General features: G+C 72.3%; 20 protein-coding genes and 1 pseudogene. 10 read left to right on the top strand and 11 right to left on the bottom strand.

The window, feature by feature from the left end:
* Nucleotides 1-56: 56 nt before the first annotated feature.
* Both GQQ93_RS00320 and GQQ93_RS00315 read right to left on the bottom strand, forming a co-directional pair.
* Entirely contained in the window at nt 57-1,127 is a 1,071-nt protein-coding gene (locus GQQ93_RS00320) for a GNAT family N-acetyltransferase (protein ID WP_157422241.1), read from the bottom strand.
* Nucleotides 1,128-1,367: 240 nt separating this feature from the next.
* Entirely contained in the window at nt 1,368-2,006 is a 639-nt protein-coding gene (locus GQQ93_RS00315) for an NAD(P)H-binding protein (protein ID WP_157422240.1), read from the bottom strand.
* 66 nt (nt 2,007-2,072) lie between these two features.
* On the opposite strand from GQQ93_RS00315, the gene GQQ93_RS00310 reads away from it, so the two are divergent.
* Nucleotides 2,073-2,597: an NUDIX hydrolase gene (locus GQQ93_RS00310; protein ID WP_157422239.1), complete on the top strand. Its 525-nt coding sequence runs from the start codon at nt 2,073-2,075 to the stop codon at nt 2,595-2,597.
* A 36-nt stretch (nt 2,598-2,633) separates the two neighbouring features.
* Here the strand turns inward: GQQ93_RS00310 and GQQ93_RS00305 are convergent, their stop codons facing one another.
* Nucleotides 2,634-3,329, bottom strand: a complete 696-nt coding sequence (locus GQQ93_RS00305) for an NAD-dependent deacylase (protein ID WP_157422238.1) — start codon at nt 3,327-3,329, stop codon at nt 2,634-2,636.
* 62 nt (nt 3,330-3,391) lie between these two features.
* On the opposite strand from GQQ93_RS00305, the gene GQQ93_RS00300 reads away from it, so the two are divergent.
* Both GQQ93_RS00300 and GQQ93_RS00295 read left to right on the top strand, forming a co-directional pair.
* Entirely contained in the window at nt 3,392-4,285 is an 894-nt protein-coding gene (locus GQQ93_RS00300; RefSeq protein WP_157422237.1) for a transposase, read from the top strand.
* A gap of 9 nt (nt 4,286-4,294) precedes the next feature.
* On the top strand, nt 4,295-5,386 hold the full coding sequence (locus tag GQQ93_RS00295) for a trans-sulfuration enzyme family protein (RefSeq protein WP_157422236.1): 1,092 nt from the start codon (nt 4,295-4,297) through the stop codon (nt 5,384-5,386).
* 17 nt (nt 5,387-5,403) lie between these two features.
* Here the strand turns inward: GQQ93_RS00295 and GQQ93_RS00290 are convergent, their stop codons facing one another.
* On the bottom strand, nt 5,404-6,237 hold the full coding sequence (locus GQQ93_RS00290) for an alpha/beta fold hydrolase (RefSeq protein WP_157422235.1): 834 nt from the start codon (nt 6,235-6,237) through the stop codon (nt 5,404-5,406).
* A gap of 57 nt (nt 6,238-6,294) precedes the next feature.
* On the opposite strand from GQQ93_RS00290, the gene GQQ93_RS00285 reads away from it, so the two are divergent.
* Nucleotides 6,295-7,047, top strand: a complete 753-nt coding sequence (locus GQQ93_RS00285) for an EI24 domain-containing protein (RefSeq protein ID WP_246191951.1) — start codon at nt 6,295-6,297, stop codon at nt 7,045-7,047.
* Nucleotides 7,048-7,110: 63 nt separating this feature from the next.
* Here the strand turns inward: GQQ93_RS00285 and GQQ93_RS00280 are convergent, their stop codons facing one another.
* Together GQQ93_RS00280 and GQQ93_RS00275 are read right to left on the bottom strand one after the other, a co-directional pair.
* Nucleotides 7,111-7,698 carry a class I SAM-dependent methyltransferase gene (locus GQQ93_RS00280; RefSeq protein ID WP_170296079.1) on the bottom strand — a complete coding sequence of 196 codons (588 nt, stop codon included), beginning with the start codon at nt 7,696-7,698 and terminating at the stop codon, nt 7,111-7,113.
* A gap of 79 nt (nt 7,699-7,777) precedes the next feature.
* Nucleotides 7,778-8,359: a TetR/AcrR family transcriptional regulator gene (locus GQQ93_RS00275; protein ID WP_157422233.1), complete on the bottom strand. Its 582-nt coding sequence runs from the start codon at nt 8,357-8,359 to the stop codon at nt 7,778-7,780.
* 151 nt (nt 8,360-8,510) lie between these two features.
* Between GQQ93_RS00275 and GQQ93_RS00270 the strand changes: the two genes are divergently transcribed.
* The 3 genes and pseudogenes from GQQ93_RS00270 to GQQ93_RS17975 all read left to right on the top strand — a co-directional run bounded on the left by GQQ93_RS00270 (nt 8,511) and on the right by GQQ93_RS17975 (nt 9,948).
* A complete protein-coding gene (locus GQQ93_RS00270) occupies nt 8,511-9,353 on the top strand; it encodes an alpha/beta hydrolase (RefSeq protein WP_157422232.1) in 843 nt (280 codons plus the stop codon).
* A gap of 101 nt (nt 9,354-9,454) precedes the next feature.
* A pseudogene (locus tag GQQ93_RS17980) lies at nt 9,455-9,523 on the top strand (hypothetical protein); the annotation flags it as partial.
* 20 nt (nt 9,524-9,543) lie between these two features.
* On the top strand, nt 9,544-9,948 hold the full coding sequence (locus tag GQQ93_RS17975; RefSeq protein WP_246192063.1) for a hypothetical protein: 405 nt from the start codon (nt 9,544-9,546) through the stop codon (nt 9,946-9,948).
* A gap of 73 nt (nt 9,949-10,021) precedes the next feature.
* Here GQQ93_RS17975 and GQQ93_RS00255 read toward each other — a convergent pair whose 3' ends face one another.
* Nucleotides 10,022-11,194 (bottom strand): epoxide hydrolase family protein, encoded by a 1,173-nt coding sequence (locus tag GQQ93_RS00255; RefSeq protein ID WP_157422229.1) that lies wholly within the window; start codon nt 11,192-11,194, stop codon nt 10,022-10,024.
* A 62-nt stretch (nt 11,195-11,256) separates the two neighbouring features.
* Here GQQ93_RS00255 and GQQ93_RS00250 point away from each other — a divergent pair, with 62 nt between their 5' ends.
* The gene (locus GQQ93_RS00250) at nt 11,257-12,210 is read left to right on the top strand and encodes a helix-turn-helix transcriptional regulator (protein WP_157422228.1); all 954 of its coding nucleotides are present in this window, start codon (nt 11,257-11,259) and stop codon (nt 12,208-12,210) included.
* A gap of 72 nt (nt 12,211-12,282) precedes the next feature.
* On the opposite strand, the gene GQQ93_RS00245 is transcribed toward GQQ93_RS00250, so the two are convergent.
* On the bottom strand, nt 12,283-12,810 hold the full coding sequence (locus tag GQQ93_RS00245) for a hypothetical protein (RefSeq protein ID WP_157422227.1): 528 nt from the start codon (nt 12,808-12,810) through the stop codon (nt 12,283-12,285).
* A gap of 32 nt (nt 12,811-12,842) precedes the next feature.
* Nucleotides 12,843-13,016, bottom strand: coding sequence for an SIP domain-containing protein (locus tag GQQ93_RS00240; protein ID WP_157422755.1), 174 nt, complete (start codon nt 13,014-13,016; stop codon nt 12,843-12,845).
* Between the two features lie 127 nt (nt 13,017-13,143).
* On the opposite strand from GQQ93_RS00240, the gene GQQ93_RS00235 reads away from it, so the two are divergent.
* A complete protein-coding gene (locus tag GQQ93_RS00235) occupies nt 13,144-15,033 on the top strand; it encodes a choice-of-anchor A family protein (RefSeq protein ID WP_157422226.1) in 1,890 nt (629 codons plus the stop codon).
* Nucleotides 15,034-15,117: 84 nt separating this feature from the next.
* On the opposite strand, the gene GQQ93_RS00230 is transcribed toward GQQ93_RS00235, so the two are convergent.
* A complete protein-coding gene (locus GQQ93_RS00230) occupies nt 15,118-16,062 on the bottom strand; it encodes an intradiol ring-cleavage dioxygenase (RefSeq protein ID WP_157422225.1) in 945 nt (314 codons plus the stop codon).
* Between the two features lie 62 nt (nt 16,063-16,124).
* Nucleotides 16,125-16,700, bottom strand: coding sequence for a TetR/AcrR family transcriptional regulator (locus GQQ93_RS00225; RefSeq protein WP_246191949.1), 576 nt, complete (start codon nt 16,698-16,700; stop codon nt 16,125-16,127).
* A 61-nt stretch (nt 16,701-16,761) separates the two neighbouring features.
* Here GQQ93_RS00225 and GQQ93_RS00220 point away from each other — a divergent pair, with 61 nt between their 5' ends.
* On the top strand, nt 16,762-17,229 hold the full coding sequence (locus tag GQQ93_RS00220) for an SRPBCC family protein (RefSeq protein WP_170296078.1): 468 nt from the start codon (nt 16,762-16,764) through the stop codon (nt 17,227-17,229).
* Nucleotides 17,230-17,289 lie beyond the last annotated feature (60 nt).

Here is a 17,289-nt window from a genome sequence, read left to right as displayed (position 1 = left end):
CGGGCGCGTGGCATCCGTCAACCGCTTGACAGCACGGCCGATGCTGCAGCCGCTCTTCAGTACTCGCGCACGTAGCTCCGGTGCGAGTGGGCGACCCCGAAACCGAGTCCCGTGTACAGGCCCAGCGCCCCGGTCGGACTCTCGGCATCGACGTCGAGCGTCGCCTTCTCGAGCCCCTGCGCACGGCACGCCTCGAGATGCCGGCCGAGCAGGCGCCGGGCGACGCCCCGACCGCGCCAGGGCCGCACCACGCCGACGAGCTGCACGTACGAGGAGCTGAACCCCTGACCCGCCCAGTCCTGCTCGTTGCGGAGCGCGAGCACGAAGCCCACCACCTCGTCGCGGCCGTCGCGCGGCGCGACAGCAACGAAGGAGAGCGAGGGTGCGAACTGCTCGCTGCCGACGATTCGCGCCCACGACTCCGTGCCCACGGACTGGCTGCCCCAGTGGTCGACGAACGCGGCGTTGCGCGCGAGCCTGGTCGACTCGGTCCATTCCGCCGACCACGGGAGGATCGTGAACGCGCCGACGTCGCCGCCCGGCACGTCGGACCTCCCGGCGGCCGCGCCCACTTCGTCGGGCAGGGCGAGGTCGCGCTCGAGGGTGAAGAAGTGGCGGCGCAGCTCGAGACCGGCTCGGGCGAGCAGGGCCTGCGCGTCGGGTGCCCGCTCCTCGGCGTACGCCATGATCCAGCCCGGCAGCGTCTTCTCGCTCGCCGCGAGCTGCTCGCGGGCGCGCGCGAGTTCCCAGCCCAGCAGGAGTCGTCCGATACCGCGGCCGCGCGCCTCGGGCCGCACCGCCCCGAGCACGATCGCGCGTACCAGGGTCTCCTGCCCGGGCGGCACGACGACCGATCCGCTCGCGAGGATCCGCCCGTCGGCGGCGAAGCCGAGCAGGGTGTCGCGCCGGGGGTCGACGTGCGAAAGCTCGAAGGCCTGGAGGATCTCGTCGCGCGACTCGACCCAGTTGGGGTGGTCGGCACGAGCCACATCGGTGTGGAAGGCGAGGAGTTCGTCGAGGTCGCCGGGAACGGCCGGACGCCAGCGGGCGACCTCGGGGTGCTCGGGCACGACGGGCGCCGGCGCGGCGCCCACCCGGCTCGACAGGGTGGGGCGCGGATCAGACATCCTCAGATCCTGCCATGCCCGGCCCGGCGGCGACCGACCTCGGCCGGATGCTGGAGTTCGCGTCGCCGCACGGGCATGATGAAGCCACGGACACGGAGGTGGGCGATGTCGACGGAGACGATGTTGTGGTCGATCCTGGGGCTGATCGGCGCAGTGGGCGGGGTGCTGCTGCTCGCCTCGCTCTGGGCGCTGATACGACGACCCCGCGGGCAGTGATCCGGCGGGAGCTCCCCCGCAGGTTCAGCGGATCGCGTCGGCGATCGGCGTCGCGCCCGCGTTGAATCGGATCGTGCGGCCGATGGTCACGGGCTCCTCGAGCACGGCGGCCGCGACGGCCGCGGCATCCGCGCGGTCGACGGTCAGGCTCTCGGATGCCTCGGTGTCGATGCGCCCCGTGCCCTCGCCGTCGGTGAGGCGGCTCGGGCCGAGGATCGTCCAGTCGAGCGGCATCGTCATGAGGTGCTCATCGGCCGCGGCTTTCGCCTCGGCGTAGGCGCGGAACGCGTCGGCCTCGGGCACGGTGTGATCGGGCGATCGGAAGTAGGAGACCATCACGTAGCGTCGCACCCCCGCCAACTCCGCGGCGGCCATCGAGCGCAACGCGGCGTCGCGGTCGACGGCGTAGGTGCGCCGCGGGTCGCCGCCGCCCGCGCCCGCCGACCACACGACGGCGTCGTGCCCGCGCACGAGCTCGACGAAGCCGTCGACGTCGAGCGTCTCGATGTCGGCGACGACCGGGTGCGCGCCGGTCTCGGCGACCTCGTCGGAGTGCGCGGGATCGCGGATCACCGCGTCGACCTCGTCGCCGCGCGCCGCGAGCAGACGTTCGAGCCGCAATGCGACCCTCCCGTGCCCGCCGATGAGTACGATGCGTGCCATGCGGAACTCCTTCGCGTCTCCTGCCCCACGCTACCCGGCCCCGTCGCCGGAGCACGGTCCGGCGCCGTGGCGGTGACCAGCGCGGGCATCCTGCTCTACCGGACGACGCCGGTGGACGCCGCGCCGACGACCCCCGTGCTCGAGGTGTTCATCGCGCACATGGGCGGCCCGTACTGGGAGCGCCGGCACGAAGGCGCTTGGACGGTGCCGAAGGGCGAGTACCTCGCCGCCACCGAGCATCCGCTGCTCGCGGCGCGTCGCGAGTTCGGCGAGGAGATCGGCGTCGCCGCGCCCGAGCTCGACTACGCCGACCTCGGCGAGTTCCGTTCCTCGACCGGCAAGCTCACCCGGGTCTACGCGGCCGAGGCGCCAGGGTTCGAGATCGGCCGAGTCGAGAGCAACTCCTTCGAGCTCGAGTGGCCTCCACGATCTGGTCGCCTCCAGTCCTTCCCCGAGGTCGACGACGCGCGCTGGGTGGCGATCGACGAGGCGCGCACGCTCGTCACGAAGGGTCAGCGGCAGGTGCTCGACGCGCTCGAGGCGCGGCTCGCCGCCCCGTCGGTCGAGGAGCGACCCCCGTCGGTCGAGTAGCGACGCAGGAGCATATCGAGACGACGTGGACGCCGGCTACCCGGCCGACCGCCGTACCTCTGCGCACCACGCGGGCACCACCGTGCTCGCCGGGCCCTGCCGAACCTCGTCGAAGAGGCCGGTGATCTCACTCGGGGCGAGATTCAGCTCCACGGTGCGCGCACCCCTCGCCTTCGCGGTCGAGACGAAGCCCGCCGCCGGATACACGGCGCCCGAGGTGCCGATCGCGACGAACACCTCGCAGGCGGCGAGCGCGGCGTCGATGCGGTCGAGTCCGTACGGCATCTCGCCGAACCAGACGACGTCGGGGCGGAGCATCCGATCGCCGCAGGCCGGGCAGGGCGGGCGTCCGATGAGGTCGCCCTCGGCGGGCGACCTCGCGCCGCACGACGAGCAGAGGGCCGTGCCGAGTTCGCCGTGCATGTGCAGCACGCGCGTCGAGCCGGCCGACTCGTGCAGAGCGTCGATGTTCTGGGTGACGACGAGCAGCTCGTCGCCGAGTTCGCGCTCGAGCCGAGCGAGCGCGGCATGCGCGGGATTCGGTGCGACGAGCGCGACGGCACGACGACGTGCGTCGTAGAAGCGCTGCACGGTGTCGGGGGCTCGCCGGAACGCCTCGGGCGTCGCGACGTCCTCGACGCGATGCCCCTCCCACAGCCCGTCGGCGTCTCGGAACGTCGGCACCCCGCTCTCGGCCGAGATGCCGGCCCCGGTCAGCACGACGACCCGCATGCATCCATGAGACCACGTCGCGGCGGCTGTCGGAATCGCCCGGGATCTTGCAGGATGGCCCTATGGGGGGCGATGCGCTCATCGACGAGGCGGCGGCGCTGTACGCGCTCCGGCCCGACGAGTTCACCGCGGCCCGGAACGACCGCAGCCGAGCACTGCGGGGCGACGATCGCGAGATGGCCGACGACGTGCTCGCGCTGCGTCGCCCCGCACCGGCGGCGTGGATCGTGAACCAGCTCGTGCGCCATCGCCGCGACGAGCTCGACGGACTGCTCGCGCTCGGGGCGGAACTGCGCGCCGCCCAGAACGAGCTCGACGCGCCGACGATGGCACGGCTCGCCAAGCAGCGCCGCGGGCTCGTCGCCGCCCTTGCCCGCGGGGCGGGCGAACTGGCCGAAGAGCTCGGCTCCCCGGTGCGGCAGCCGGTGCTCGACGAGGTCGCGCAGACGCTCAACGCCGGCATGGTGGATGCCTCCGCCGCCGACGCGATCGTCAGCGGACGGCTCGTGCGGAGCCTCGAGGCGGTCGGGCTCGAGGTCGACCTCGACGGTGCGGTCGCGGGCGGCCCGGGCGGCCCGACACCGACGACGCGGTCCGCACGTCCGAGCGCGAGGGCCCGCCGGCGGAGCGGCGACGACGGAGCGGCCGAACGCGAGGAGCAGGCACGGCGCGAGCGTGCGGAGCGCGAGCAGGCGGCGGCCGAGGCCGAGCAGCGCGCGGCCGAGGCATCCGCCGCCCTCGACGAACTCGAGGACGAACTCACGGGCCTCACCGAACGGATCGCCGCAGACAGCGCACGGCGCGACGAACTCGACGCCGAGCTGCGCGAGGTCGAGGATCGCCTCGGCGAGCACGGCCGCGAGCAGCGGCGCCTGGGGCGCGAGCGCGACCGGGCGGCCAGGGCGGCGGAGTCGGCGCGCGACGAGGCGGCCGCGGCGCGCGAGGCGCTCCACTAGCCTGTCGGCATGCCCGACACCCCCGCCGACGCCCCCGCCCTCCGCCCCGAGACCGTCGCCGTGGTGGCCGGCCGCCCGCCCCACTCGCCCGACGCGCCGATGAACGTGCCCGTCCATCTCACCTCGACCTATGTGGCCGGCGGCGAACTCGGGTACGGGCGATACGGCAATCCGAGCTGGACCGCCTTCGAGGAGGTGCTCGGCGCGCTCGAGGGCGGCTCGTGCGTCTCGTTCGCCTCGGGCATGGCCGCGATCTCGGCGGTGCTCGATCTCGTCGCACCCGGCGGGCTCGTGGTCGCGCCGCGGCACTCGTACACCGGCACGGTCGCGCTGCTCGAGGAGCGAGCGCAGCAGGGGCGTCTCCGGGTCGAGTTCGTCGACATCTCCGACACGTCCGCGGTCGTCGCGGCCAGCGTCGGGGCCGCGATGGTGTGGTTCGAGACGCCGACGAACCCGGCGCTCGAGCTCGCCGACATCGCGGCGATCTCCGCCGCCGCGCACGAGCACGGAGCGCTCGTCGCGGTCGACAACACCTTCGCCACGCCGCTGCTCCAGCGACCGCTCGCGCTCGGCGCCGACCTCGTGGTGCACTCGGCGACCAAGTACCTCTCCGGCCACAGCGACGTGCTGATGGGTGCCGCGATCGCCGCGAGCGAGCAGCACGCCGCCGCGCTCGTGCAGCGGCGCACCCTGGCCGGCGCTATTCCGGCGCCCCTCGAGGCGTTCCTCGCGCTACGGGGCATGCGCACGCTCGCGGTCCGGCTCGACCGGGCGCAGGCGAACGCGCAGGAGCTCGTGCGACGACTCGACGGCCACCCCGCGCTCGAGGAGGTGCGCTATCCGGGCTTCGGCGCGATCGTCTCGATCGTCGTACGCGGCGGCGCCGCACCGGCAGACGCGCTCACCCGGGGGACCGGGTTGTGGGTGCACGCGACGAGCCTCGGCGGCGTCGAGTCGACCTTCGAGCGGCGGCGGCGGTGGCCGTCCGAGCAGCCCACGATCCCCGAGGGTCTCGTGCGGCTGTCGGTCGGGATCGAGCAGGTCGACGACCTCTGGCGCGACCTCCGAACCGCCCTCGACTCCCTCGACCTCCTCGGCTGACCGACCTCCGCGAGCCGTCAGCCGAGTCGTGCCAGCAGCCAGTCCATGGCGTCGGGCACGGTGTCGAGCACCGAGACGTGGCCGTCGTCGAGGCGCATCCAGAGGGAGGCGTTCGGCAGGTGCGCCAACAACCAGGCCGCGTGCCGCCGCGGCACCACCCGGTCGCCCTCGCCCTGCACGATCAGCACGGGCGCGGCGACCTCGGCGAGTTCGAAGCCCCATGGGCTCGCGAAGGCGACGTCGTCGTCGATGAGCCCCTCAGGGCCGAGATCTGCGGCATGGCCGGCATCGGCCCCGAGCGACGCCCACCGTCCTTCGAGCGCCGCGAGGTCGACGGGAAGGAACTGCTCGGGGTCGAACTCCTCGGTCTCGGCGAAGCGGGCTCGTGCCGCGCGTCCCAGCCGGGCGGCCCGCAGCGCCTCCGGCGAGCGCATGCCGTCGAACCAGTCGAACGCCTCGGTGTACGGCGCGATCCCCGCGAGCGTCACCGCACCGATCACGCGATCGGGATGCCGCGCCGCGCCGGCGAGCGCATGGGGGCCGCCGCCCGACGCCCCCATCGCGGCGAAGCGCCCGACGCCCAGTGCGTCGGCGACCGCGACGACGTCGTCGGCCGCCGAGACGACGTCGCGACCGTGGCGCGGCGTCGAGCCGCCGTAGCCCGGTCGGGCGTACGAGACGAGGCGGATGCCCCTGGCCGCGGCGGCCTCGGCGACCGGCGGGAGCGGCGCGCCCGTCTGCGGCGATCCGTGGTGCCAGACGAGGGTGAGCGCCGCCGTCGCATCCGCGCCGGAGTCGTAGACGTGCAGCACGCGACCGTCACCGAGCCTCACGTCCTGCCCTGCTGCCATGCGAACCTCCGTCGTCGACCCGGCCTGCGGCCGGTCCGCCCAGCCTAGGCTGGGCTCGTGATCGAGGGCTTCCTGCAGGGCGTGCGCATGCTCGTGCGCGGCTTCGCGTTCTGGGCGAAGCGCCCGCGGGTGATGCTGCTCGGTCTCATCCCCGCCGCGATCGTGTTCCTCCTCGTCGTGGCGGCGCTCGTCGGACTCGGCTTCGGCCTGCCCTCGCTGACCGACTGGCTCACCCCGTTCGCCGACGACTGGACCGAGCCGTGGCGCGGTCTCGTGCGCGGCACCATCGGGGCGGTGCTGCTCGCCGCCGCGGTCGTACTCGCCGCGGTGACCTTCACGGCGGTGACGCTCGCCGTCGGCGACCCCTTCTACGAGCAGATCTGGCGCGCCGTCGAGACCGAGCTCGGCGGCGAGGTGCCCGAGCACGGCCCCGGGTTCTGGCGTGCGGTGGGCGACTCGCTCGGGCTCATCGGCATGGGCGCGGTGATCGCGATCGGGGTCGGAATCGTCGGGCTCATCCCGTTCGTCGGCGCGGTGGTCGGGCCGGTGCTCGGCGTCGTGCTCTCGGGGCGGCTGCTCGCCGCAGAGCTGAGCTCGCGCGCCTTCGCGGCGCGGGGGCTCCACGGCGAGGCACGCAGACGGATGCTCCGCGGCAGGCGCCCGATGCTGTTCGGCTTCGGCGTGGCGACCCAGCTCTGCTTCATGGTGCCGCTCGGTGCCGTGATCGCGATGCCGGCCGCGGTCGCCGGGTCGACGATGCTCGCCCGTTCGGCGCTCGATGCGGTCGCCGCTGCTTCTGCAGGAGAATAGGCCCCATCCCCGGCTGTGAGCGCCGCTCGGCGCAATTCTCCTGCAGAAGCAGGGGAAGTCGGGTCAGGGCGCCCGCCCGTCGAAGAGCAGGATCGGCACCGGGCCGAACGGCAGCGATCTCGCGCGCACGCGCCGCACCTCGCCGGCGGTGAACCCCGCCGCGAGGAGGGCCGCCTCGGTCTCGCGATCCCAGTGGCATCCGTGGCACCACCGTCTCGACACGGGGGTCGCGACACGCTGCACCGCGCGCTTCAGCGTGCCGCGGGGCGCGGCGACGTGGTCGACGAAGATGACCCGGCCGCCGGGCGCGAGCACCCGCCGCACCTCGGCCAGCGCGGCCGCCTGATCGGCGACCGAGCAGAGCACGAAGGTGCCGACGACGGCATCGACGGAGTGGTCGGGCAGCGGGATCTGCTCGGCGACCGCGTCGAGCGGTTCGGCCGGGTGCCCCCATTCCCGCCCGCGGGTGGCGAGTTCTGCGCGGCGCTTCGCGTCGGGCTCGAGTCCGATCCACTCGACGCCGAGTTCGAAGGCGCCGAAGTTCTCGCCGTCGCCGGCGCCGATCTCGAGCACCCGGCCGCGCACGCGCCCGAGCAGCTCGCGGCCGAGTTCGTCGACCGCGTCCTGGCTGATCAGTTCGCCGGGGGCCACCACGGCACGCTACCGCGCCCGGCCGCTGCTGTCACCCGGGTCGCCGGGTCGAGCCTCGAGCGGATGCCTCGCGTGACCGTCAGGCCTCGAGGCCGGCGGTGCGCGTCGCGGCGGCGACGAATGCCGGGCGCACCCGCTCCCAGCCGTCGAGGTAGCCCCCGACCATCGCCGCGTCGCGCAGCAGCACGAGCTGGCCGGCGGCCTGCTCGGGCGCCTCGACCTCGGCGGCGGTGAGCAGCGTCTCGAGCTCGGATCGGAACCACTCGCGGTGCTCGCCAACCGCCCGGCGCACGCCGCTGTCGGGGTCGGGGTACTCGGCGGCCGCGTTGATGAAGGGGCAGCCGCGGGTGTGGTTGCGGGCGACGTCGTCGGCGAGGCCCTCGATGACGAGCCCGACGAGCTGCCGCGGCTCGGCGCCCGAGGCCTCGGCCGCGTCGAACGCCCCGCGGATGTTCGCGTCTTCGACTCCGAGGTAGGCCTCGACGAGGTCCTCCTTGCTCGGGAAGTGCCGGTAGAAGGTCGCGCGGGTGACCCCTGCCTCGGCGATGATGCGGTCCACGCCGACGGCGTGGATGCCCTCTCGGTAGAAGAGCTCGGACGCGCTCTGGAGCAGTCGCTCGCGCGCCGCGGAGGCGCCCGTGGAAGTGGTTCGTGCAGCCATACCAAAGATGATAGAACGATCTTTCTCTTTTTGCTTGACATCCGTTCCGCCCTGGGCGTACAGTCTGGGAATAGAAAGAGATAGAACGATCGTTCTACTTCTCAGATCACGAAGCGCTCACCGGATCGCACCACCAGAAGGAGCAGGAACCATGAACACCACCGGAGCGAACAACAGCAAGGCCACCATCGTCCTCGTCCACGGACTCTGGATGACCCCGAAGAGCTGGGACACCTGGGCCGAGTACTTCCGGGCCCGCGGTCACGAGGTCATCGTCCCGGGGTGGCCCGGCATCGACGACCGCGAGGTCGCCGACATCCGCTCGAACCCCGAGGCCCTCAAGGGCATCGGCCTCGAGCAGATCGCCGACCACTACGAGCGCATCATCCGCGCCCTCCCCGAGAAGCCGATCATCATGGGCCACTCCTTCGGCGGCGTGATCACCCAGATGCTCGCCGACCGCGGCCTCGGCGCCGCGTACGTCGGCGTCGAGCCCGGGCAGACCGCCGGCATCACGACGCTGCCGCCCTCGACCCTCCGCACCGGCTTCCCGATCCTCGCCAACCCCTTCGACAAGAACGGTGCGAAGCCCCTCTCGAAGGCGCACTTCCACTTCACCTTCGGCAACGACCTCGGCCGTGAGGCATCCGACCGTCTCTGGGAGGAGTACGCGGTGAACTCGTACAACCGGGTGTTCTTCGAGGGCGTCGCCTCGACGATCAACGAGAAGGGCGGGGTCACCCACGTCGACTACGCCCGCGCCGACCGCGCGCCGCTGCTCGTCATCACCGGCGAGATCGACCACGTGGTGCCGCCGGCCATCGGGCGCGCCATCGTCAAGAAGTACACCTCGACCGGAAGCCCGGCGATCGTCGAGCTGCGCGAGTTCGCAGGCCGCACGCACCGCATCGTCAGCCAGGACGGCTGGGAAGAGGTCGCCGAGTACGCGCTCGCCTGGGCGACCGAGCGCGCGCAGGCGACGCAGGCCGCCTGACCGGGCCGCTCGCACCACGCGCGGAAGGCGCGGACCCTCGGGTCCGCGCCTTCGCCGCGTTCGGGTTCCGGCTAGAGTCGACCCGACGTGGAGGATCACAGATGACCGAGGTTCCGACGGCGCAGGCGCCGTGCGGCTGGTACGAGGACCCCGAGGCGCCCGACGTCCTGCGCTGGTGGGACGGACGGCAGTGGTCGGAGACGGAGTTCGCCCCCAAGCCGCTCGGCGCGTCGAACTGGATCGGCCAGGTTCACCCACCACGAACCGGTACGCGACCCGCGCCCGCACCGCATTCTTCTGGGCGCTGGGGGTCGGCCTGGTCTTCTGGATCGTTCCGATCCTGATCACACTGCTCCCGAATGCGCAGCTGCAGGCCATCGGCGCCATCGTCGCCTGGGTCGGGTTCCTCCCCGTGCTGGTGCTCGTCGTCCTCGCGATCGTCTTCGGATCGATCGGACTCAGCAGAGCCCGAGCACTGGGTGGAGTCGGGCGAGGGGCTGCGCTCACCGGAGTGGTCGGCGGGGTCTGCATGATCGCGCTCCCGATCGTGTCGGTGTTCCTCGTCATCGCGATCGCGATCACGACAGCGCGCTGAGGCGGTCGCCCACGCCGCTGACGCGCGCGGATGCCTCGAGCTCAGGCCCGCGGCATCCGACCCGCCGTCGCGCTCAGCCCTCGCTGCGCAGCCCCGCGAAGAACGCCCGGATGTCTCCGACGACGAGCTCGGGCACCTCGAGCGCCGCGTAGTGCCCGCCCCGCTCGAAGCGGCTCCAGTGCACGATGTTCGAGTTGTCGCGCTCGGCGAAGACCTTGATGGTCTGGAAGTCGTCGGCGAAGACCGCGACGCCGGTCGGCGCGGCATTGACCGGCGGCTGCTCCCCCGCGGCCTCCGCCGCCGCGGCGGCGCGTGCGTTGTCGAGGTACGCCCGGCTCATGCCTGCGGCGGCGTTCGCGAACCAGTTGACGCTCACCTCGGTGAGGATCGCGTCGAGCGGCACGAGGGAGGTGCCGTTGCCGAAGGAGTTGAACAGCTCGCTGTACGCGAGCAGCCCGACGGGCGAGTCGCTGAGGCCCACGGCGACGGTCTGCGGGCGGCTCGCGTTCATGGTGTTGTAGCCGCCGACCGATTGGAACCACTGCATGTGCTCGAGGCCGGCGTAGTCGGCCGGCTCGAGGCGCTCGAACTCGGCGGGGTCGCCCGACGGGAACGAGAACAGCTGCAGCACGTGCAGGCCGAGGAAGCCCTCGGGGTTCAGCAGCCCGAGCTCGCGCGCGACGAGGGCGCCGTTGTCGGAGCCGTGGATGCCGTACTCCGTGTAGCCGAGCCGGCGCATGAGCTCGTCGTAGGCGCGGGCGACCCGCGCGGTCGTCCACCCCGACTCGGCGACGGGGTTCGAGAAGCCGAAGCCCGGTGCATCCGGAATGACGACGTCGAAGGCGTCGTCGGCGCTGCCGCCGAACGCGACCGGGTCGGTGAGCGGTCCGATGACGTCGAGGTAGTCGACGGATGACCCGGGGTAGGTGTGCGCGAGCAGCAGCGGCGTCGCGCCGGGGTGCGGGGAGCGCACGTGGATGAAGTGCACGGGCTGGCCGTCGAGCTCGGTGACGAAGTGCGGCACGGCATTGATGCGCGCCTCGACGGCGCGCCAGTCGTAGCCGGTGCGCCAGCGGTCGATCGCCTCGCGGAGGTAGGCGTTCGGGGTACCGGCATCCCAGTCGTCGACCGGGGCGGGCTGCGGCAGGCGGGTGCGCGCCAGGCGCTCCTGCAGGTCGTCGAGCTGGGCCTGGGCGACCTCGACGCGGAAGGGGCGGATCTCGGTGGAAGCGGTGGTGGTGTCCATATCTCCGACGCTACGGTCGATAGCGGAATAGATCGTTCCTAATGAGCAGGGAGACTCGAAACATGTCCGAGACCGCCTCCCGCCTGCTCGCCCTGCTCTCTCTGCTGCAGTCGCGCCCCGACTGGACGGGCACCGAGCTCGCCGGACGACTCGCGGTCACCACGCGCACGATCCGCAACGACATCGAACGCCTGCGCGAGCTCGGCTACCCGGTCGACGCCGCCCGCGGCAGCACCGGAGGGTACCGACTCGGCGCCGGCGGCAAGCTGCCCCCGCTGCTGCTCGACGACGAGGAGGCCGTCGCGGTCGCCGTCGGGCTGCGGGCGGCCACCGGCATCGCAGGCATCGAGGAATCGAGCAGCCGCGCGCTCGCGAAGCTCGAGCAGGTGCTGCCCTCGCGCCTGCGGCCGACCGTCGCGGCGCTGCACGAAACGGTCGACCGGGCACCCGAGAACACGGGCACCGATGCCCCCGATCCCGAGGTCGACGCCGCCGTGCTGCAGGCGGTGGCCGCAGCGATCCGCGACGTCGAATGGCTGCGCTTCGACTTCCGGGGCGAGCCCGTGCTCGTCGAGCCCTACCGCCTGCTGAGCTGGCAGCGCCGCTGGCACCTCGTCGCGCGCGACCCTCGCAGCGGCGACTGGGGCACCTACCGCGTCGACTGGATCGAACCGCGGATGCCGACCCGTCGGCGGTTCGACCCCGAGCCCGTGCCGGGCGGCGATCACACGGCGTTCGCGATGCGCACGATCGCCGCGACCGGCTGGAACGTGCATGCGCGCCTCCGCATCGCCGCATCGGCCGACGAGGTGCTCGCGCGGATCAACCCCGCGGTCGGCGTCGTCGAACCGGTCGACGAGCATCGATCGGTGCTCGTGACGGGGGCCGACAGCCTCGAGACGATCGCCGCGTACATCGGCATGCTCGGCATGGACTTCACCGTCGAGTCGCCGCCCGAGCTGCGCGCGGTCCTGCGAACCCACTCGGAGCGGTACGCCCGGGCAGCGGACGGCTGAGCCCGCCAGTACGGCGACCGTGCGCCGAGCACGGTGCACCCGGGCCGGGGCGGGGTCAGGGGATTCCCGACCTCAGCCGAGCCCGACCCGGTCGGGCACGGCTGCGGCGACCGACGGCAGCCACGCGTCGACCTCGGGCCACGCCCGCGCGGCAGGCAACCGGCGCAGCAGTTGCGCGAGCGAGGCGTCGGCGGCGGGCCACGGGATGACCCGGCTCGGCGACGCGCTCGCGAGCACCCCGAGCCACCAGTGCTTCCAGGTCACTGGCAGCGTCTCGGGGTGGATCACGACGTAGTAGTCGGGCACGGTCAGGTCGTGCCGGCCCGCCGCCTCGAGCGCCCGGGCGATCTCGAGCTCGAGCACCCCGTACGTCGAGAGGTCGTCGAAGAACTCGACCCATGCGGCCGCGACGTGCGCGAGCGGATCATGGTCGTGCACGAGGTAGGGCGCCCCCGCCGCGGCAGACCACCGGGCGACGTCGGTGTCGCTCGCATCGGGAAGCGTCGCAGCGCGCACGTTCGCGAAGCCCTCGAGCGCATGGATGGCCTCCGTCGTCTCATCTCCGACGACGACCAGTGTGGTGCTGGCCGGAGCCTCCATTTCCGCAGTCTACGCCGCGACGGGAGGCGGGATCAGTGGGCGCGCCAGTACCCGCAGAACGTCACGTTGCGCTTCGGAACGCCGCGCTCGTCGACGAGGAGACGGCGGGCACCCGTCGCGAGCTTCGACTCGCCGACGGCGAAGGCGTAGACGGAGGCGTCGGGGAGCGCCAGCGCCCGAAGGCGATCGAGGGATTCGGAAGGAATCCTGAAAAACGCGCCGAAGTCGCATCATGATCGCGCGATTCCGGCGTCTCTCTGGTTGAGTGGAGGTGCCGCCTCCGACGACACCCCGCGTTCCCCTGCCCGCTCACCCGAAACGAAGACCGCGCTCATGCATTCTCACGCCGCCCGCCCCCCGCGCCTCCGCTCGTTCACGAGCCTGCTCGCCATCACCGGACTCGCCCTGCTGGGCGCCGTCGCGATCACGACGGCCGCCCCGGCCGCCCCCGCGAACGCCGCCGAGCCGCTGCCGATCTGCCCGCCCGACGGCGGCATGCCGCCGATCGACAATCTTCCGAGCTACACCGACGCGAACGTCGCCGTGTATGCCGGCGGCGACTACCTCGCCGCCGGATCCGCCGCCGAGAGCGAAGGGCTGCTGCTCGTGCGCGGCAACGCCACGTTCGACAAGATCGAGGGCGGCATCTTCAACGTCGGCGCCGTCGGCGTCGGCTCGGGCATCACGCCCGCGGGCGGCGACACGATGCTCGCGGTCGGCGGCGAGCTCGACGTCGTCGCCCCGACGCGCGTCGACGTCGGGCACAACGTCGACGGCGGTGGCGCCGTGCACGTGGGCGGCACGGGCAGCCCCGCCGGCGGCGGAGCCGGCCAGGTCGAGACCAACGGCGCCGAATACCTGACGGGGCTCGGCCAGCCCACCGCGATGGCTCCGTATGCCGACTTCCAGGACGTCATCGTCGAGGCCTCGTCGGCGCTCGCCGCGACGCCGTCGAACGGCACCACGCAGGTGTCGGGCATCCGCGCGACCTTCACGGGCGGCGGCAGCGGCATGCAGGTGTTCACGATCGATGCGGCCGCACTCGCCCCGATCACCGAGGTCTTCTTCGAGGGGATTCCCGAGAACGCCCCGATCCTCGTCAACGTGACCGGCGGCCCGCTCGCGTTCGCGCCGAGCTACTTCAGCCTGAACGGCGAGCGCGTCGATGCCTTCTCGTCGCCGAACTTCGGCAATGCCGCATCGCAGATCATGTGGAACATCGCCGACGCGACCACCGTCACGATCGGCGGGGCGAGCCAGGTCATGGGCTCCATCCTCGCGCCCGCCGCAGACGCCACCGTGACGGCTTCGACGAACGGCCGCCTGCACGTCGGCGGCGACCTCACCACGAGCGGCCAGGGCAACGAGCAGCACAACTACCCGTGGATCGGCGGCGGCCCCTTCGACTGCGGCTCCGCGAGCTTCGATGCCGTGAAGGTCATCACCGGCTCCGGCGCGAGCGCCGTACCCGATGACGCCGTCTTCACCCTCCAGTACACGTACGAGCTCGACGGCGAGACCGTGTCGGGCGAGCTGCTGCTGCCGGCAGACGGCACCGCGGTCGACGGCCCGTCCGACCTGCCGGTGGGCACGGTCGTCAGCTTCACCGAGATCGACCTGCCCGACGTCGACGGCATCGAGTGGGGCGAGCCCCAGATCGACGAGCCTGAGATCACGATCGGCGACGACGTGGTGACTCGCATCACCGTGACGAACACCGCCAACGCGATCATCAACTCGGTGGGCGGCTTCTCTGCGTCGAAGCAGGTCGAGGGCGACGCGGCCGGACAGGTGCCGACCGACACGGTGTTCACCCTCGCCTACTCGTACGAGCTCGACGGCGCGACCGTCGAGGGCGAGCTCTCGCTGCCCGCCGACGGCACGGTCGTCGACGGCCCGCAGGACCTGCCGGCCGGAACGGTCGTCAGCTTCGAAGAGGTCGAGCTGCCCGCGATCGACGGCGTCGAGTGGGGCGCGCCAGAGCTCAGCGCGTCGACCGTGACGATCGCCGACGGCACGACGGTCGAGGTGACGGTCACGAACACCGCTGTGCCGGTGACCCCGACGCCCACGCCCACGCCCACCCCGACGCCCGAACCGGATGACTCGGGCAACGATCTCGCCGAGACCGGCTTCTCCGGCCTCGTGCCGATGACCGCCGCAGCCCTCGCGCTGCTCGTCGGCGCCGCGCTGTTCTTCGTCGCTCGCCGCCGCAGGGCCTGAGCAGCGGGGTTCCGGCCCTGACCGAACGGGGATGCCTCGTGCCGCACGTCGGCGCGAGGCATCCTCGTTCTCGGGAATGAGCGGTCACACGCCGATCGTGAGGGCCGCGGTGTAGCCCGCCGCGACCGAACCCGACATGCTCGCGATCTGGTGGATGCCGCCGTCGTCGCCGAAGACGTTGTCGCCCGCCAGGCTCGTCTGCGACAGGTTGCGCACGCTCTGCTCGTAGCCCGAGGTCGCGTAGACCTGCGCGTTCGCCTCTTCGGGCAGCGCGATCTGCGAGGTCTTCACGATCGGCCCCGAGGCGACCGCGTTGTCGACGTCGGAGTACACCTCGAAGTGGATGTGCGGCCAGCGTCCCGAGTAGCAGGCGGGATAGATCGACGTGAACCGCACGGTGCCCGTTTCATCGGTCGCCTGTACGCCGCGCAGGTAGTTCTCGTTCGCGGCGCCCTGCGAGTAGAGCGAGTAATCGCCGGCGCGATCGCAGTGCCAGAGGTACACGCCGGCCCCGACGAGGGCGCTGCCGGTCGCGGCGTCGCGCACCGTGAGCGCGATCGTGAGCGGAACGCCCGCGGCGACGGTAGTCGACGAACCGAACGACGAGCGGATGTCGCTGCGGACGATGCCCGAGTCGTCGAGCACGTTCACGCCGTTCGAGCCGTCGGCCGGGTAGGGGCCGCCGGTCTCGTCGGGCACCTCGTCGAGCGGGCCGGATGCCTCGGCACCAGCGCTCGACGAGGGCGTCGGCGTCGGCGTCGGCGTCGGCGTCGCTGATGCCGACGACGTCGACGACGGGCCCGCGCTCGGCGTCACCGGGTCGGCCGAGCAGGCCGCGAGCAGCGAGGTGAGCCCGATGCCCCCGAAGATGCCGAGTGCACGCCGACGGTCGACGAGGGTGCGGATGTCGTAGACGAGGCCGCGATGGTCCTCGTCGATCGCGTTGCCGTGCGCGTCGAGCCAGCGGGGATCGACGTCGCGGGCGGCGCCGGGCTGTCGTCCGGTGCGGTCGGTGGTTCGGTCGGTCATGTCTCGCTCCTCACGTCTGCAGTGAGCATGGCCCGGATGCCTCGCCGGCGGCTGTGCGGCCGCTATGCCTCTGCCATGAGCGCGCGCACCGCCCGCTCGAGGAGGGGGCGCGGGTCGAGTACCGGGTCGATCGTGAGCCGGTGCAGCACCAGTCCGTCGCCGAGCGCCATCACGGTCTTCGTCGCGGTCGCCGGGTGGGGCATGCCGATGCCGACCAGGAGCGATTCCGTCCAGCGTTCGAACTCGAGCCGCTGCCGCCGCAGCGGCTCGCCGAGTTCGGGGTCGCTGCCCAGTTCGAGCCACAGCGAGTACCTGGCACGGGTTCTTGCGGCGAACGGGCCGGTCTGCAGTTCGAGGATCCGGCAGAGCCCCTCGATGAACTCGGCGGAGCTGCGCGGGGCGGCCGCGGAAGCCGTCGACGAGTCGAACTCGGCGCGCTCCTGCTCGGCGAGGTGGTCGACGCACCCGGCGAGGAGGGCCCGGCGGGTGCGGAACCAGTTCGAGGTGCTGCCGGCGGGCAGCGCGGCGGCAGTGTCGACCCGGGCGTGCGTGAGGGCGCGCACCCCCTCGGTGCCGAGCAGTTCGAGCGCCGCGTCGAGGGCACGAACTCTGGTCGTGGGCATGTACACCTCGCTCATTCGGGTCTACTATGAACATAGTTCTACTACGAACGTAGTACCTTGCGACGAAGGAGTCGTCATGGACACCCCCGCACCCATCGGGCTCACCGTTCAACGCGAGCTTCCCGGCACTCCCGAGGAGGTGTTCGATGCGGTCACGAACCCAGGCAAGCAGCTGGTCTGGTTGTCGGCGCTCGGTCCGGAACGGGGTGCCGTGCAGACCTCGGTCGACCTTCGGGTCGGAGGCCGATGGGAGGCGCGCTTCCACGCGAACCCGCAGACCCTCGTGCACGACGTGCAGACCTACCGCGAGATCGACCGTCCGAACCGGGTGGTCACCGACCTCGTCGGCGAGTCGAGCATCGGCGGTGAGACCATGCCGACCCTCGAGACGCGCATCGCGATGACCTTTTCGCAGACCGAGACGGGCACGCTCGTGACGGTGGAGCAGACCGGGTTCCCGGCGACCGAACTGCGCGACTTCTTCGAGTCGACCGTGTGGCCGGCCGGCCTCGACCGCATCGCGGAGTTCCTCACGAGCGGGTGACGCCTTCCGCACCCTGCGCAGGCCGAGGAGGAGCGCCGAGGGAGCCGCACTCCCCCACCG

Origin of the sequence: Agromyces lapidis, from assembly GCF_009749405.1 — a bacterium.
GTDB lineage: Bacteria > Actinomycetota > Actinomycetes > Actinomycetales > Microbacteriaceae > Agromyces > Agromyces lapidis.
The sequence above is the reverse complement of the archived record's forward strand: the minus strand, read 5'-3'. Positions and strand labels throughout refer to the sequence as shown.

Coding starts and splice junctions, on each gene's coding strand:
- GQQ93_RS00320 (WP_157422241.1), bottom strand. CDS start 1,127: ATGTCTGATCCGCGCCCCACCCTGTCGAGCCGGGTGGGCGCCGCGCCG.
- GQQ93_RS00315 (WP_157422240.1), bottom strand. CDS start 2,006: ATGGCACGCATCGTACTCATCGGCGGGCACGGGAGGGTCGCATTGCGG.
- GQQ93_RS00305 (WP_157422238.1), bottom strand. CDS start 3,329: ATGCGGGTCGTCGTGCTGACCGGGGCCGGCATCTCGGCCGAGAGCGGG.
- GQQ93_RS00300 (WP_157422237.1), top strand. CDS start 3,392: ATGGGGGGCGATGCGCTCATCGACGAGGCGGCGGCGCTGTACGCGCTC.
- GQQ93_RS00295 (WP_157422236.1), top strand. CDS start 4,295: ATGCCCGACACCCCCGCCGACGCCCCCGCCCTCCGCCCCGAGACCGTC.
- GQQ93_RS00290 (WP_157422235.1), bottom strand. CDS start 6,237: ATGGCAGCAGGGCAGGACGTGAGGCTCGGTGACGGTCGCGTGCTGCAC.
- GQQ93_RS00275 (WP_157422233.1), bottom strand. CDS start 8,359: ATGGCTGCACGAACCACTTCCACGGGCGCCTCCGCGGCGCGCGAGCGA.
- GQQ93_RS00270 (WP_157422232.1), top strand. CDS start 8,511: ATGAACACCACCGGAGCGAACAACAGCAAGGCCACCATCGTCCTCGTC.
- GQQ93_RS00255 (WP_157422229.1), bottom strand. CDS start 11,194: ATGGACACCACCACCGCTTCCACCGAGATCCGCCCCTTCCGCGTCGAG.
- GQQ93_RS00250 (WP_157422228.1), top strand. CDS start 11,257: ATGTCCGAGACCGCCTCCCGCCTGCTCGCCCTGCTCTCTCTGCTGCAG.
- GQQ93_RS00245 (WP_157422227.1), bottom strand. CDS start 12,810: ATGGAGGCTCCGGCCAGCACCACACTGGTCGTCGTCGGAGATGAGACG.
- GQQ93_RS00235 (WP_157422226.1), top strand. CDS start 13,144: ATGCATTCTCACGCCGCCCGCCCCCCGCGCCTCCGCTCGTTCACGAGC.
- GQQ93_RS00230 (WP_157422225.1), bottom strand. CDS start 16,062: ATGACCGACCGAACCACCGACCGCACCGGACGACAGCCCGGCGCCGCC.
- GQQ93_RS00225 (WP_246191949.1), bottom strand. CDS start 16,700: ATGAGCGAGGTGTACATGCCCACGACCAGAGTTCGTGCCCTCGACGCG.
- GQQ93_RS00220 (WP_170296078.1), top strand. CDS start 16,762: ATGGACACCCCCGCACCCATCGGGCTCACCGTTCAACGCGAGCTTCCC.